Origin of the sequence: Nonomuraea longicatena (assembly GCF_039525605.1) — a bacterium.
GTDB classification, from domain to species: domain Bacteria; phylum Actinomycetota; class Actinomycetes; order Streptosporangiales; family Streptosporangiaceae; genus Nonomuraea; species Nonomuraea longicatena.
In genome coordinates this window covers 1-14,021 of record NZ_BAAAHQ010000035.1, presented here as the reverse complement: position 1 = coordinate 14,021, position 14,021 = coordinate 1, and the positions used below count along the sequence as shown (strand labels likewise).

Here is a 14,021-nt window from a genome sequence, read left to right as displayed (position 1 = left end):
CCGCACTCCGGCCGGCGGCCCCGAGGGCGCCACCCGGCCGCGACCCCGCCCCGCCCGACGACGTCCCGTCGGCCGGATCCCGGGGACGGGAGAACCCCCTGCGGGGCGCGACGATCAGGGAGGCGACCATGCGCTGGTTGGCGGGACTCGGGATGTCGGCCGTGTTGGTGCTGGCCGGATGTTCCGTGGTGGGCACCTCGGACGACAGGCAGACGGCCGAACGGCTCGCGAACGAACACTTCCCCGGCCAGTTGACCGTCGTCGAAGTCCGCAACCTGCTTCTGGAGGACAGCGGCTCCGAGGTGACGTTCGCGCTGAAGGGCGACCCCGACACCGCCGTGCGGCTGCGGGTCGACGCCGAGAAGGGCACCTGCCGGCGCAAGCCCTGCGGTGAGCAGTTGACGGCGGCCGTGGCCCGCGCCAAGACGCACGGTGACACCTGGCGGCGCCTGGCCGACGGGTTCCGCTCGTGCGGGCATCCGCTCGTGGCGGCCGACTGGCCGCTGAGCGAGGTCTGGGTCGAGGGCGCGCCCACCAACGAGACGATCAAACCGCTTCTCACGACGATCGGCGGTTGCCTGCCCGACGAGCGGGCGCTGTCGGTGAGCTTCGCCGTCCCCGAGGTCGTGGCCGGGCTGCCCGCGACGGACGCCCGACTGCCGACGCTGCTCCGGGTGACCGACGGCAAGCGCCTGGCCGCGCTGGCGGGGCGGGCCCACGTGGTCGCCTCCTACGCCCAGCGGGCCGACCGTACGGCGCCGCCGGTCGTCTCGGCCCGGGTGGTGCGGCCGTTCGCCGAGCGGCAGGAGTTCGAGAGGAAGGTGAAGGCGACGGCGAGCGCCTGGCTGCTGGCCAACCGGCCGAACGCGGCGGCCGCGCACGTGGTGGGCATCTGGCGGCTGGCGCCCGGCACGGTGGACCGGCTGGCGGGCTACGTGCTGTTCTGCGAGCCCGCCCAGAAGAACTGCCAGGGGGATCGGGCGCTGGCCATGACGGTGGACAGGGAGGGCGCGCTCCAGGGCACCCCGCAGATCGTCACCGACATCAGGGATCCCCAGGGCGTACTGCGGCTGCCCGGTTCGGGGTGACCTAGGACGGATCCTCGCGGCGGCGGGGCGCGGGCGGCGGGGAGTAGCTCTGGCGCGGCCAGATGCTGCCGTACCACCAGACCAGGCCGCCGGTGAGCACCAGCCCGCCGGCTGTCGCGAGTTTGCCCATCAGGTCGGCGGGCGGTCCGGTGAAGGGCAGGTCGTCGCGCTCGCGGCCCCAGCCCCGGCCGCCGCAGTCGTCGTCCCAGCCGTTGTCGCAGTCGTTGTCGCCGTCCTCGCCCCAGCCCTTGTCGCCCCAGCCTTCGTCGCCACCGTCACCCCAGCCGTCGCGATCACCCCAGCCGTTGCCCCGCCCGTTGTCACCCCAGCCGTTGCCCCAGCCGTTGTCCCGCCCGTTGTCGCCCCAGCCGTTGTCGCCCCAGCGGTCGAAGCCCAGGCCGCTGCCGCGCCAGCCCTGCCGCCCGCACGGGTTGTCGATGGTGGCGCTGTCGACGAGGGTGTCCTCCTCGCCCTCCACGATGGAGTACGCCTCGATGTTGAGGCGCTCGCCCCTGGGGACGCGCAGCGACTCTCTGACGGTTCTGCGCGGGCTGATGCTGCCGTCGGCCAGGGTCCTGTCGTCGCTGGTCAGGGAGTAGCGCACGACCTCGCGTCGCTGGCTCCTGAGCTTGACGAACACCCGCCCGCCGTCGCCGCAGCTGACCTTGCCAGCGTCCACCGTGAACGGGTCGCTCTGGCCGCCGGGCCAGGCGGAGGCGCTCTGGGCGGCGGCGGGCGCGAGGACGGCGATTCCCAGTGGCGCCGCCAGTGCTGCGATGATGAGGCGGGTGCCAACGGCCATTGCTTCCCCCAGCATGGTGATCTTTGCTACCTACAGTGCCCAATGTGTCACCATCAGTAACATCAGTAACCCGGGGGAGCGAGATGGGCCACTCCTCCCTCATGATGGAGGCATGGCGGAGGCGATCTACGTCGGCGGACTGCTCGTGGCGACACCGGCGCTGGCCGACCCGAACTTCCGGCGCAGCGTGGTGCTGATCCTGGAGCACGACGTCGACGGCGGCACCCTGGGCGTGGTGCTCAACCGGCCGAGCGACGTCACGGTCACCCAGGTGCTGCCGGTGTGGGAGGGCCTGGTGACGGGGCCGTCGGTGCTGTTCGAGGGCGGGCCCGTGCAGACCGACAGCGCTCTGGCGCTGGCCGCGGTGCCCAGCGGCGAGGAGCCGCTGGGCTGGCGGCGCCTGCACAAGGGCACGCCGTCGGTCTCACGGCTGGGCACGGTCGACCTCGACGCGCCGCCCGAGATTCTCCAGGGCGAGATCGCGCAGATGCGCATCTTCGCCGGGTATGCCGGATGGAGCGCCGGCCAGCTCGAAGGGGAGATCTCCGACGGCCACTGGTACGTCGTCGACTCGGAGGCGGGCGACACCTTCCACGACGACCCCGGCTCGCTGTGGCGCCGGGTGCTGCGCCGTCAGCCGGGCGAGTTGGCCTTCGTCGCGACGTGCCCTGACGACCCGACGATGAACTAGAGGTCCCAGCCGGGGCGCAGCGCGTTCTCCGTGAGGGTGACCGCCGCCTCCATGCGGTCGGTGATGCTCGCGAGGTCGCCCTCCGGCGTCGGGCACTCGAAGCCGACCCGCATGGTCGACACGGCGAAGACCACGACGAGGTGTGCGACCTGGTCGGTGAGCACGTCGGTGCCGCGCCTGCGGGCGATCTCCTTGGCGAAGACCCGCTCCGTGGCCGCACCCCGGGCGGCGGACTTGCCGACGAGGGCCGGATTCAGTTCGAGCAGCCGCCGGATTTTCAGGAACCTTCCCCGCTCCTCCTCCGTTGAGGCGGACATGTCCTGAATCACCGCCCGCACCGCGAGCGCCATCGAGGTGAACGGAGGCTCGTCCTCCGGTCGGCTCGTGAGGACCTGCATCATCGTCTCCTCTCCCTGATCGTGGAAGTGGAGCGGGATGTCGTCCTTGCTGGGGAAGTAGCGGAAGAACGTACGTGGGGAGACGTCCACCACCCCCGCTATCTGCTCGATCGTGGTGGCGTCGTACCCTTGTTCGAGGAACAGATCCAGCGCCGCGTCGAGCAGCGCGTTGCGCGTCTTCTCCTTCTTGAGCTCGCGCAGTCCCACAGACTTCACTCCCTCGCTACCGCCGTGTCACACACTGACATTAGTCAGGGGGTGTCGATTAAAAACCCTTTGTCATGTGTCATAGTATGACATAAGTTGTCTGAGGCTTTAGAGACGCATGCCCTGGATGGGGCGGCAAGCAGTGAGGGGGACAGGTATGGCGAACACGAAGACGGTGGGCTCACCGCCATCGTCGGAAGGGGGCGCGAGCGTCGGCAATCCATGGCTGACGCTCCTCGCGGTCAGCCTCGGCGTCATCATGGTGATGCTCGACGGCACCGTGATGGGCGTCGCTGCTCCGAAAATGGGAGCAGAGCTCAAGGCGACCCTCTCCGACATGCAGTGGGTGACCAACGGCTACCTGCTGGCGCTCGCGGTGTTCCTCATCACCGCCGGCAAGCTGGGTGACATCTACGGCCACCGGAGGGTCTTCCTCGTCGGTGTCGTGGGCTTCGCGCTGAGCTCGGCGGCCATCGCGCTGAGCGACTCGGTCACCTCGCTGATCATCTTCCGCGTCCTCCAGGGACTGTTCGGCGCGCTGCTCCAGCCCGCCGCCCTCGCGCTGCTGCGCTCGGCCTTCCCCAAGGAGAGGCTGGCCCAGGCCATGGGCGCCTGGGGTGCGATCATCGGTCTGTCCAGCGCCGCGGGCCCGATCCTCGGCGGGCTGCTGGTCGAGAAGGTCAACTGGCAGTCGGTGTTCTGGATCAATGTGCCCGTCGGCGTCGTCGCGCTGGTCGTGGGCATCATGGTCCTCAAGGAGAACCGCGCCGGGGTGCTTTCGAAGATCGACTGGCCGGGTGTGGTGCTGCTGTCCGGCATGATGTTCGCCCTCGTCTGGACGATCATCAAGGCTCCGGAGTGGGGCTGGACCGACTCGCTGACCCTGATCTGGGCCGCGGTCTTCGTGGTGCTGGCCGCCGCCTTCATCTGGTGGCAGGGCCGGGCGAAGGACCCGCTGGTTCCGCTGTCGCTCTTCCGCAACCCGTCCATCTCCATCGGCACCGTCCTGATGATGATGGTGGCCTTCGCGATGTTCGGCGCCATGTTCTTCCTGGGCTTCTTCTTCCAGGGCGTCCACGGACTCGACCCGCTGGAGGCCGGTCTGCGGATGCTGCCGATGAGCGCGGGCATGATCGTCGCCTCGCCGCTGGCCGCCGTCGCCCTCGGCAAGCTCGGCCCGAAGATCACCATGTCGGCGGGTCTGCTGATCACCGCGCTCGCGATGTTCCTCATGTCGCGGATCGGGATGGACGCCTCCTTCGTGGAGACCGGCCTGCCGTTCCTGCTGCTGGCCTTCGGCATGTCGCCGGTGTTCGTCGGCGCCACGGAGATCATCGTGGGCAACGCGCCCATGGAGCTCAGCGGCGCCGCAGGCGGCATCCAGCAGTCGGCGATGCAGGTCGGCGGCGCCCTCGGCACCGCGATCCTGGGCGCCGTCATGGCGGGCACGATCTCCGACAAGCTGGGCGGCTACCTCGGCCCGGTCGGCCAGGCCATGCCGGCGCCGGCCCTTGAGGGGCTGGAGAAGGCGGCCGCGTTCGGCACCGTCCCACCCGAGCTCACCCAGGGCCTGCAGCAGCAGGTCGTCGACGCGCTGTCCAACGCCGTGCGGCTGTCGTTCATGGACGGCATGAACACCGCGTTCACCGTCAGCACGATCGTGGCGCTCATCACCGCGGCGCTGGCGCTGCTCGTCCGCTCCGGCCGCAAGGTCGAGGGCGAGCCGGTCCACATCGGCTGACCCCCCCGCGTCAGGAACGGCCCCCCGTCTGCTCGTCAGACGGGGGGCCGTTCCTGTGGTTCGGGCCGCGTCGTTCAGGCCGGGTGACGACCGGCTCGGTCCGGAAGTGGGAGGCGGCGTGGTCGTCCGGGCCGGGGTGACCGCCGGTTCGGGCCGGTAGTGGTTCAGGCCGGGGTGACGAGCAGGTCCACGCGGCCGGACGGGGGTGTCCTCACCGTGAGGACCCGGCGCCGTTCGTCCCAGTGCGCCTCGCCGAGCGAGGCCCGCCCGCCGCGTGGGAAGCCCGACCTGGGCAAATAGATCTCGGTCGGGCCGGTCTCGTTCGCGTCGAAGACCACCCGCAGCGTCCGGCTCGCGGCGTCGTGGGAGACGCGCAGCGGAACCCCGCCGACCGCGCGCGGGTACGGCCGGTCGTACACGCCGACCAGCGGCCCGGCCTTCCCCTTCTCGTCGTAGGGCCCCCACGCCCCGGGGTCGCGCGACCAGTACGCCCGGCCCATCCCCGTCTCGTCCGTCAGGTCGAGCACCCGTCCCACCAGGTCGGATGCCCCCGGCCGGGTCATGTCCAGGCCGAATTCGCCCAGCAGCACCGGCGCCCGCATCCGCTCGGCCGTCCGCAGGACGTTGTCGCGCCACCAGCCGAGCGTGCGGTCGGTCCACTCCTTCGAGCCCGCCGTGTAGTCCTCGCCGAGGTCCAGGGGGAGCGGGTACAGGTGCGGCGCGAAGGCGATGCGCGGCGGTCCGCCACGCGGGTCGGCGAAGTGCGGCAGCGCCGACGGCAGCCCCCAGTTGACGCCGACGGCCTGCGGTTCGAGGAAGATCCAGTTGTCCGCGTCCACCGCGCGGATCTCGGCGATGGCCGTGCGGTAGAGGTCGGCCAGCGGGCCGGTCTCGAAGGCGGCGCCCTGCACCGAGCCGCCCCACGGCTCGTTCATCAGGTCGTAGCCGAGCACCGCCGGGTCGTCCCTGAAGCGGGCGGCGACCGCGCGCCACGCCTTGGCGTACCGGTCCATCAGTTCGGGGTGTTCGCCGGTGGTGTTCCAGAAGTGGTCGAAGGCGCGGATGACGCCGGGCTGCAGGTAGTACAGCTCCCAGGTGGGCTGGCCGGTGGCGACCGGCAGGCCGTCCAGGTGGGTGGCCCAGGCGGGGGCGCCGTTGCCCGCGCTGCGATCGGGGGTGATGCCGTCGCCCCACAGGTCCTGGTGCATGTCGAGCATGACGTGGTAGCCGCGTTTGCCGTACCAGGCCACCCGCTCCGCCACCTTGTCCAGATATTTCGTGTCGTAGGTGCCGGGGGAAGGCTCGACCGCGCGCCACTGGAGCAGGAAGCGGACGAAGTTGGTGCCCATGTCCCGGTACTCCCGCTCGACGTCGGCCTCGGTCAGTTCGGGCAGGCCGTCCGGGGTGCTCTTGGCGCTGCTCGCGGTGTTGAAGCCGTGCAGGACCAGCGCCCTGCCGGAGTCGTCGGTCACATACCTGGCGGTGGGCGCGGGGGCGGCCCGGCCGGCCGCCGCGGCGCCGCCTGCGGCCGCGACGGCGAGAGCGGTGGCCGCCGCGATCAGCCGGGCGCGCTTCATTCGTGGAACTCCCGGGCTTTCGTGGGGTTCTGGGCGCCCGCTAGCCTGCCGAACATGAGCTTTGGTCGCAATAGTCTGCCCGCGATCGTCACCGTCCTGATCGTCGCGGGCTTCTGGCTGTACGGCGCCGCGCTCGTGACCCGGGTCGGCCACCTGGCCGTTCCGTCGGCGGTCGGGTTGCCGTACGGGCTGCCCGGCGGCTCCGCCCTGCCCGGAACCCTCGGAGCGCTCACGGAACTTCTCGCCGGGCTGGTCCTGGTGGCCGTGGTCGCGAGCACCCGGCGCGGGTTCTGGACCACCTGGGGCGCCTTCGCGCTCGGGGCCGCGCTGGCCAACCTGCCCCGCTCGGCGTTGCCGGCCCACAGCGCCGAGGCGGGACCGGGAACGTACGGGCTGCTGCTCGCGGGCGGGCTCGTCGCCGGCCTGCTGTGGGGAGCGGCACTGGGGTGGACGGCGGGGCTGGCCGCCCTTCCCCGCCGCCGGGAAGGGGACCGCTCGCGTGCGGGCATAGACTCGAGAGGGTGAGCACGAAGATCCTTCCCGAGCAGGAGACCACGCCTCGCACGTCGCACGGCGACGGCGATCACGAGCGGTTCTCGCACTATGCCGACAAGCACAAGATCACCGAGAGCATGGTGACCGGCACGCCGATCCGCGCCCTCTGCGGCAAGATCTGGGTCCCCAGTCGTGACCCGAAGAAGTACCCGGTCTGCCCCGAGTGCAAGGAGATCTACGAGGGGCTGCCGTCCGGTGGCGGCGAGGGCGACGACAAGCAGTGAGTGTTGATCACGGGTGATCGCCCCCGGTAGGGCTACGGTCGGGGTATCCGACCAGCCCATGCCGTATCGGGGGAATGCATGGCCCGGCGTGCGACCGCCGTCGCTCTGGTGTGCCTGCTCGCAGCCGGGCCCGCGCGACCATCCGCAATCACCGTAGGCGCCGAGGGCGCCGTCACCGCGTCCGGCCTCTCGTGCGCCAGGACCGCCGGGGCCGCGCCCGGCCGGCGTGAACCGCGCCCGCCCGGCCCGGGAGAGGTCAGCGAGGTGCTCTCCGACCTCGCCGACCAGCGGGGCGGCGCGCCGGCGCCCAGTCGGATCACCGTGCCGACCTGGGTCCACGTGCTCACCGACGGCACCAAGAGCGTCCCTGACGCCTCCGTCAGGGCCCAGATCGCCATCCTCAACGCCGCCTACGGCGGAAAGCACGGCGGCGTCGACACCGGCGTGCGCTTCCGGCTCGACGGCATCACGCCCGTCGCCAACACCCAATGGTTCGCCGACCCGCTGGCCCACGAGTCGATCATGAAAACCCGGCTGCGGCGCGGCGACGCCCGCACGCTCAACCTCTACATCGGCCAGCTCAGCGAGCTCGTGCTGGGCTTCTCCACCTACCCCTTCTGGTACTCGGGCAGCCCCCGGCTCGACGGCGTCGTCATCGACTGGCGCACCCTGCCCGGAGGGACGCTGCGCGACTTCGACCGGGGCTTCACCGGCGTCCACGAGATCGGCCACTGGCTCGGCCTGTTCCACACCTTCGAGAACGGCTGCGAGGAACCGGGCGACGGCGTCGCGGACACCCCGCCGCAGGGCTCGCCGACCGAGGCGTGCCCGGTGGGCAAGGACACCTGCCCGCGCGGCGGGCTCGACCCGGTGCACAACTTCATGGACTACTCCCACGACCGGTGCATGAGCGAGTTCACGCAGGGGCAGGCCGAGCGCATGCATGAGATGTGGGCCGCATACCGTATGAAAACAGCCGTTTAACATGGTCTGGTGACAGCACCGAAGACTCTCGGCACTCCATACCAATCCCCCCGCATCTTCGGGGCCGATCACCGTACCGCGACCATCGGCATCCTGATGGTCGTGACCCTCATCGCCTTCGAGGGAATGTCCGTCGGCGTCGTCATGCCCGAGGTCTCCAAGGTGCTCGACGCCGAACGTCTGTACGGCATCAGCTTCTCCGCCTTCCTCATCGCCAGCCTGTTCGCCAACGTGGTCGCCGGGCTGTGGTCCGACCGGCGCGGCTACCGGGTGCCGTTCGTCGCCGGTGTGGTCCTGTTCGTGATCGGCATGGGCCTGGCGGGCGCCGCCACCTCCGGAGCGGTGTTCGTGATCTCCAGAGGGGTTCAGGGCCTCGGCGCCGGAGCCGCGATGGTGGCCCTCTACGTCGTGATCGCCAGGGTGTACCCGGCCGAGGTCAGGCCCAAGGTCTTCGCGGCGCTGTCGGCCGCCTGGGTCGTGCCCGCCATGGTCGGCCCCGCGATCGCCGGACTGGTCGCCGACCACGCCGGATGGCAGTGGGTCTTCTGGGGGATCATCCCGATCGTCGTCCCCGCCCTGATCATGCTGGTCCCGGTGCTGACCCGGCCCGTGAGCGTGGACGTCGAGCCCAGCACCGGCCCCCGCTCCCGGCCCGGCCCGATGACCGTCGCCGCCACCCTCGCGGCGGGCGGCGCCGGGCTGCTGCTGTTCGGCGTCGAACTGCTCTTCGGCACCGAGGGCAGCGCCGCCCGGCCGCTGGAGGGCACCCTCGCCACGGTCGCCGCGCTCGCCATGCTCGGCTTCGGCCTGCACCGCCTGCTTCCCCCCGGCGCCCTGCGCTTCCGCCGGGGGCTGCCGACGACCGTCATGATGCGCGGGCTCTACTCCGCCGCCTTCTTCGGCGTCAACGCCAACATCCCGCGCGCCCTCAGCGACGTGAAGGACTTCGACACCACCAGCGCCGGCCTCGCGCTCACCGCCGGGGCGCTCGGCTGGTCCTTCGGCTCCTACCTGCAGAGCAGGCGCGAGAGCGAGCCCCACCGCCGTATGCGCTTCGGCGGCGCCTGCGTGAGCGCCGGCGTGCTGGTCACCCTGCTGTCCGTGGTGCCCGGTGTCTCCGGCTGGATCGCCGCGCCCGCCTGGATCGTCGCGGGCCTGGGCATGGGCCTGGCCATGACCACGGTCAGCGTCACCGCGCTCAAGCAGTCGCCCGTCGAGGAGCAGGGCGCCAACTCGGCCTCGCTCTCGGTGACCGACATGCTCGGCTCCGCCCTCGCGATCGGCATCGCGGGCGCGGTCTCCAACGTGATCGGGTACGCGAGCGCGTCGCAGGTCGCCACCGGGTTCCTCGTCATCGCCTCGATGATGGCGTGCGTCGCGCTGGCCTCCGTGGTCCTGGCGGGCCGTACGCGGGAGGCGTGACTTCACCGGGAGACGATTTCCGTCCCGTGCGTAACGGGCACAACAGATCAGGGGATGAGCGGGCCGAGGAGTGATAGGACAGCGGCGAGGAGGTGTCACGGTGGATGAGCACCCTCGGCGTACGGGCGGACAGGACACCTGGGAGTCCCTGCCGCCGTCCGCGCGCTTCTACGGCGCGCCCACGGTCCCCAAGGGGCCGCCTCGGGGCGTGAGCCGGTCCCTGGCCAAGAGGGCGGGCGTGCTCCTGGCGCTCCTGCTCGCCGCCCTGCTCGCCGTGGGCGTCGTCGCGCTGGCCGCCGACCTGGTGACGCCGGAACCGCGCGACGGGCGACTGGTGGACGGCCTGGCCGGGGTGACGATCCCGCTGCCCGTGGGGTGGAGCGAGGGCACCGTACCGCCGGTCACGGGTTTCACCTCGGTCGTCAGGCGCGGTGAGTCCGCCCTCGTCATGGCCCGCAGGGTCACCGGCGTCACGGCCCCGCCGAAGAAGGCGGCGGCCGACGCCGCCGACCTGTACTCCCGGCTGCTTCTGAAGGGCGACCGGGTCGCGCTCGTCGACGACCGGGCCGTGCCCGGCGGTCACACCCGGGCCTTCCGCGCGGAGTACCGCGACGTGGTCAACCGCCCGGCTCACCTGCGCGTGACACTTCTCACTCGCAGCGAACGGCACATCCTGCTCGTCGGGCTGGCCCAGCCTGCGGATAACGCCAGTACGTCGGCGGTGGACGCGGTCCTGGCGAGCGTGCGATAAGCCGCGTGACGCCCATAGCACGCAAGGAGCCGGTTGGCCAGGATCCCGCGTGCACGGCACGTCTTGTCGGTGACGCCGATTACTCTTGGGCCACTGTGGAAAGAGCGAAGCACACGAGCCCCGGGAGTGATGGCGTGAGGGAGCTGACCGGCACGCGCTCGGCGGCGGGAGGCGACCGTTGAGCACGTTCGCCGCCTCCCATCTTTCCCCCTCCTACCCGGATCGGGCGGCATGGGGCACCGCGCCCAAGCTGCGCGCCTGGCAGCAGGAGGCGTTCGACCTCTACTTCCGGCGCGAACCGCGCGACTTCCTCACCGTCGCCACCCCCGGCGCGGGCAAGACCACCTACGCCCTGCGTATCGCCAGCGAACTGCTGGCCAACGGCGTCATCCGGGCGATCACCATCGTCACCCCCACCGAGCACCTCAAGCGCCAGTGGGCCGACGCCGCCAGCCGGGTGGGCATCAGCATCGACCCGGAGTTCAAGAACAGCCAGGGCACCACCTCGCGCGACTACCTCGGCGTCGCCGTCACCTACGCCCAGGTCGCCATGCACCCGGCCCTGCACCGCGCCCGCACAGAGGCGCGCAAGACGCTGGTCATCTTCGACGAGGTGCACCACGCGGGCGACGCCAAGTCGTGGGGCGACGGCATCCGCGAGGCGTTCGAGCCCGCGACCCGCCGCCTCCAGCTCACCGGCACGCCGTTCCGGTCCGACGACAGCCCGATCCCCTTCGTCGAATACAGCGAGGACGCCGAGGGCTTCCAGCGCAGCGTCTCCGACTACTCCTACGGCTACGGCCCCGCCCTCGCCGACAACGTCGTGCGCCCGGTCATCTTCCTCGCCTACTCCGGCGAGATGAAGTGGCGCACCCGCGCCGGCGACGAGATCGTCGCCACCCTCGGCACCCCGCTCACCAAGGACCAGCTCTCGCAGGCGTGGCGGGCCGCGCTCGATCCCAAGGGCGACTGGATCCGCCAGGTCATGCAGGCCGCCGACCGGCGCCTCACCGAGGTCCGCAGAGGCGTCCCCGACGCGGGCGGGCTGGTCATCGCCACCGACCACGAGGCCGCCCGCGCCTACGCCCGCCACCTGCGCAACATCAGCGGCGAGGGCGCCACCGTCGTGCTCTCCGACGACCCGGGCGCCTCCAAGAAGATCAAGCAGTTCGCCGGCTCACAGGACCGCTGGCTGGTCGCCGTCCGCATGGTCTCGGAAGGCGTCGACATCCCGCGCCTGTGCGTCGGCGTCTACGCCACCTCCACCTCGACGCCGCTGTTCTTCGCCCAGGCCGTCGGCCGGTTCGTCCGTGCCCGCAAGCGCGGCGAGACCGCCTCCGTCTTCCTGCCGTCGGTGCCCACGCTCATGGGGCTGGCCAACGAGATGGAGGTCGAGCGCGACCACGTCCTCAACCGCCGCCCGCCGGAGGACGGCCTCGACGACAGCCTCCTCCAGGACGCCAACCGCCAGAAGGACAACCCCGACGTACTCGGGGACGAGCTCCCGTTCGAGACGATGCACACGAACGCGACCTTCGACCGGGTGCTGTTCGACGGCGGTGAGTTCGGCACCGGAGCCGAGGTCGGCTCGGCCGAGGAGGAGGACTTCCTCGGACTGCCCGGTCTGCTCGAACCCGACCAGGTGGCCACCCTGCTCCGCAAGCGCCAGTCCGACCAGCAGGCGGCCAAGCGCACCAAGGCGGCGGCCGCGCCGCCCGAGGTGTCGCCCCACGAGCGCATGGCCGAACTCCGGCGTGAGCTCAACGGCCTCGTCGGCGCCTGGAACCACCGCACCGGCCAGCCCCACGGGATGATCCACTCCGAGTTGCGCCGCGCCTGCGGCGGCCCGCCCATCGCCCAGGCGACGAGCGAGCAGATCCAGGACCGCATCGACAAGATCCGCCAGTGGGCGACCCATCGCCGCTGAGGGCCACCGGTGGCGGTCCGGGTCGGATCTTCCGCCGGATCGCCGCTGAAGGCGTCGGTGGCGGTCCGGGTCGGCTGTTGCGCCGAACCCGCTCACCGTCCTGACGGCCCGGCGGGCTGCTCGGCTCCTCTCGGCCGGTCGGGGTCGTACGCCTGACCGGCCCCGCCGCCGACACCGACTCAGCGGTCGGCTTCGGTCTTCTTGCCGCCGTGGTCACTCAGCGCCCTCACCCGCTCGTGGGAGGCAGGGGCGTCCCGGCGCGCGTCGAGGGCGTCGCGGGCGGCGGCGGCCTGCTCGGGGCTGAGAACCGGATGCGACCGGATGTCGAGGAGCGCCCTGGCGAGCAGGTCGTCGCCCTCGGGGCTCATGACGTCCACTCCCATGGCCCGCGACAGGTGGCGGTGGAGGATCGGGATGGCCAGCGCCATCGCCACCCCGACGGCGGCGCGGGCCCTGCGGTCGGCGAAGGGGGGGGCGGCGCGGTCGCGGTCGGCCTCGGCCACCCAGTGCTCGCTCATCTCCACCATGCCGTCGAAGACGGCCGCCGCCCGGCCTTCGACCAGCGCCCTCACGAGGTATGGCTGGTAGGCGCCGAGGGTGGCCCGGCTGAGGGCGACGTAGTTGACGTCGAGGGCGGTCACGTCGGCGGCCTTGGCCTGATCGTTGATCTTGCGGATCGTCTTGACCAGGTAGGCGTCGCACTCTTCGCGCAGCGCCTCCTTGGAGCCGAAGTGGTGGCGGACCAGGCCCGAGGACACACCCGCCGTCTCGGCGATGCCCCTGATGGTGGTGCGCTCGAAGCCGTGCTCGCCGAAGTGCCGTAGCGCGGCGTCCCTGATGCGGGCGCGTGCGGTCAGGTCCTCGGGGTCCGGCGGCAGTGTCGTCACCGTCACCACCCTATCGCCCCGGCTTCACGCGCTCGAAGTGCACTGCACCGGTGTGCAGTTTCCGGCGGATGGGTGTCAGGACTTCTGGGCCCGGTGCCGATGGGCGGTGCCGGGCGCCGTGGGGATGCGGTGGTCGGTGTGGCCGTCGTACGGGCGGTAGTCGCGGGGCCGGGGCAGGGGGACGCTCAGGGAGGCCGTGCCGTTCGTGACGTGGACCGGCAGGGTGAGCAGGCCCTTGCGGTGCTTCTTCAGCGGGCCCTCGTGCAGCCACACGCGCAGCTTGCGCCCGCTCGTCCGCAGCAGGACCTTGGCTGTGTCGCACTCGGACGCCGACGCGGGCCACGTCAGCCGCAGGTCGCGGCGGCCGACCAGGCGGGCCGCCGTGGGCTTCGGGCTGTAGGGGGCGCAGTGGGCGCGCTCGGGGACCGCCTGCGCCGCCGCCGGATGCGCCCGCCCGCCGGACGGCGTCGCCAGGATCGTGGCCGTCTCCAGCGCCGCCAGTGTGAGGACCGCGCCGAGCCTGGCCGGGTTGCGCCCGCGTACGAGCAGCCAGAGGCTGAGTGGGGCGAGCAGCAGCCAGGCCAGGCCGAGAGTTTGGGCGAGCATGGGGGACCTCACACGACGGAGACGATATGACTCTCCGTAACAGTGTGCACACCTTGTGTGCCCGCGTCTTGGACATCAGCCGACCCGTCGCGATCCGGATGCTCCTATCGATGTCAAGCCGCGAGTTCATGATCGTTCGTGGTGATGATCTGGTAGAGCTC

14 protein-coding genes are annotated in these 14,021 nt (G+C 71.5%); 9 read left to right on the top strand and 5 right to left on the bottom strand.

All coding sequences use genetic code 11. From position 1 onward, the window contains the following. The first annotated feature begins 128 nt into the window (after positions 1–128). Positions 129–1,088, top strand: a complete 960-nt coding sequence (locus ABD120_RS27620; RefSeq protein WP_343953034.1) for an SCO7460 family lipoprotein — start codon at positions 129–131, stop codon at positions 1,086–1,088. Position 1,089: 1 nt separating this feature from the next. On the opposite strand, the gene ABD120_RS27615 is transcribed toward ABD120_RS27620, so the two are convergent. Then, positions 1,090–1,890, bottom strand: a complete 801-nt coding sequence (locus tag ABD120_RS27615; protein WP_343953033.1) for a hypothetical protein — start codon at positions 1,888–1,890, stop codon at positions 1,090–1,092. Positions 1,891–2,002: 112 nt separating this feature from the next. Here ABD120_RS27615 and ABD120_RS27610 point away from each other — a divergent pair, with 112 nt between their 5' ends. After that, a complete protein-coding gene (locus tag ABD120_RS27610) occupies positions 2,003–2,581 on the top strand; it encodes a YqgE/AlgH family protein (RefSeq protein ID WP_343953032.1) in 579 nt (192 codons plus the stop codon). Here ABD120_RS27610 and ABD120_RS27605 read toward each other — a convergent pair. Beyond that, complete coding sequence (locus ABD120_RS27605; protein ID WP_343953031.1) at positions 2,578–3,186, bottom strand: TetR family transcriptional regulator; 609 nt, start codon at positions 3,184–3,186, stop codon at positions 2,578–2,580. The two genes, ABD120_RS27610 and ABD120_RS27605, sit on opposite strands and share 4 nt — an antisense overlap. Positions 3,187–3,343: 157 nt before the next feature. Here ABD120_RS27605 and ABD120_RS27600 point away from each other — a divergent pair, with 157 nt between their 5' ends. Beyond that, a complete protein-coding gene (locus tag ABD120_RS27600; protein ID WP_343953030.1) occupies positions 3,344–4,927 on the top strand; it encodes an MFS transporter in 1,584 nt (527 codons plus the stop codon). Positions 4,928–5,091: 164 nt separating this feature from the next. Here ABD120_RS27600 and ABD120_RS27595 read toward each other — a convergent pair whose 3' ends face one another. Next, complete coding sequence (locus ABD120_RS27595) at positions 5,092–6,504, bottom strand: cellulase family glycosylhydrolase (RefSeq protein ID WP_343953029.1); 1,413 nt, start codon at positions 6,502–6,504, stop codon at positions 5,092–5,094. Positions 6,505–6,558: 54 nt separating this feature from the next. Between ABD120_RS27595 and ABD120_RS27590 the strand changes: the two genes are divergently transcribed. The 6 genes from ABD120_RS27590 to ABD120_RS27565 all read left to right on the top strand — a co-directional run bounded on the left by ABD120_RS27590 (position 6,559) and on the right by ABD120_RS27565 (position 12,367). Further along, the gene (locus ABD120_RS27590; protein WP_343953028.1) at positions 6,559–7,029 is read left to right on the top strand and encodes a hypothetical protein; all 471 of its coding nucleotides are present in this window, start codon (positions 6,559–6,561) and stop codon (positions 7,027–7,029) included. Next, complete coding sequence (locus ABD120_RS27585; RefSeq protein ID WP_343953027.1) at positions 7,026–7,283, top strand: DUF3039 domain-containing protein; 258 nt, start codon at positions 7,026–7,028, stop codon at positions 7,281–7,283. The genes ABD120_RS27590 and ABD120_RS27585 overlap by 4 nt, the downstream gene beginning before the upstream one ends. A 78-nt stretch (positions 7,284–7,361) precedes the next feature. Next, a complete protein-coding gene (locus ABD120_RS27580; protein ID WP_343953026.1) occupies positions 7,362–8,267 on the top strand; it encodes a zinc metalloprotease in 906 nt (301 codons plus the stop codon). 9 nt (positions 8,268–8,276) lie between these two features. Then, positions 8,277–9,689 carry an MFS transporter gene (locus ABD120_RS27575; RefSeq protein ID WP_343953025.1) on the top strand — a complete coding sequence of 471 codons (1,413 nt, stop codon included), beginning with the start codon at positions 8,277–8,279 and terminating at the stop codon, positions 9,687–9,689. Positions 9,690–9,789: 100 nt separating this feature from the next. Next, positions 9,790–10,440, top strand: coding sequence for a hypothetical protein (locus ABD120_RS27570; RefSeq protein ID WP_343953024.1), 651 nt, complete (start codon positions 9,790–9,792; stop codon positions 10,438–10,440). A 178-nt stretch (positions 10,441–10,618) separates the two neighbouring features. Then, on the top strand, positions 10,619–12,367 hold the full coding sequence (locus ABD120_RS27565) for a DEAD/DEAH box helicase (protein WP_343953022.1): 1,749 nt from the start codon (positions 10,619–10,621) through the stop codon (positions 12,365–12,367). 179 nt (positions 12,368–12,546) lie between these two features. Here ABD120_RS27565 and ABD120_RS27560 read toward each other — a convergent pair whose 3' ends face one another. Both ABD120_RS27560 and ABD120_RS27555 read right to left on the bottom strand, forming a co-directional pair. Beyond that, on the bottom strand, positions 12,547–13,254 hold the full coding sequence (locus ABD120_RS27560; RefSeq protein ID WP_343953021.1) for a TetR/AcrR family transcriptional regulator: 708 nt from the start codon (positions 13,252–13,254) through the stop codon (positions 12,547–12,549). Positions 13,255–13,329: 75 nt separating this feature from the next. After that, complete coding sequence (locus ABD120_RS27555; protein WP_343953020.1) at positions 13,330–13,860, bottom strand: hypothetical protein; 531 nt, start codon at positions 13,858–13,860, stop codon at positions 13,330–13,332. Positions 13,861–14,021: the final 161 nt, after the last annotated feature.

Excerpts from the sequence above, each read along its gene's own strand:
- ABD120_RS27620 (WP_343953034.1), top strand. The coding sequence starts at position 129 with ATGCGCTGGTTGGCGGGACTCGGGATGTCGGCCGTGTTGGTGCTGGCC.
- ABD120_RS27615 (WP_343953033.1), bottom strand. The coding sequence starts at position 1,890 with ATGGCCGTTGGCACCCGCCTCATCATCGCAGCACTGGCGGCGCCACTG.
- ABD120_RS27610 (WP_343953032.1), top strand. The coding sequence starts at position 2,003 with ATGGCGGAGGCGATCTACGTCGGCGGACTGCTCGTGGCGACACCGGCG.
- ABD120_RS27600 (WP_343953030.1), top strand. The coding sequence starts at position 3,344 with ATGGCGAACACGAAGACGGTGGGCTCACCGCCATCGTCGGAAGGGGGC.
- ABD120_RS27595 (WP_343953029.1), bottom strand. The coding sequence starts at position 6,504 with ATGAAGCGCGCCCGGCTGATCGCGGCGGCCACCGCTCTCGCCGTCGCG.
- ABD120_RS27590 (WP_343953028.1), top strand. The coding sequence starts at position 6,559 with ATGAGCTTTGGTCGCAATAGTCTGCCCGCGATCGTCACCGTCCTGATC.
- ABD120_RS27580 (WP_343953026.1), top strand. The coding sequence starts at position 7,362 with ATGGCCCGGCGTGCGACCGCCGTCGCTCTGGTGTGCCTGCTCGCAGCC.
- ABD120_RS27555 (WP_343953020.1), bottom strand. The coding sequence starts at position 13,860 with ATGCTCGCCCAAACTCTCGGCCTGGCCTGGCTGCTGCTCGCCCCACTC.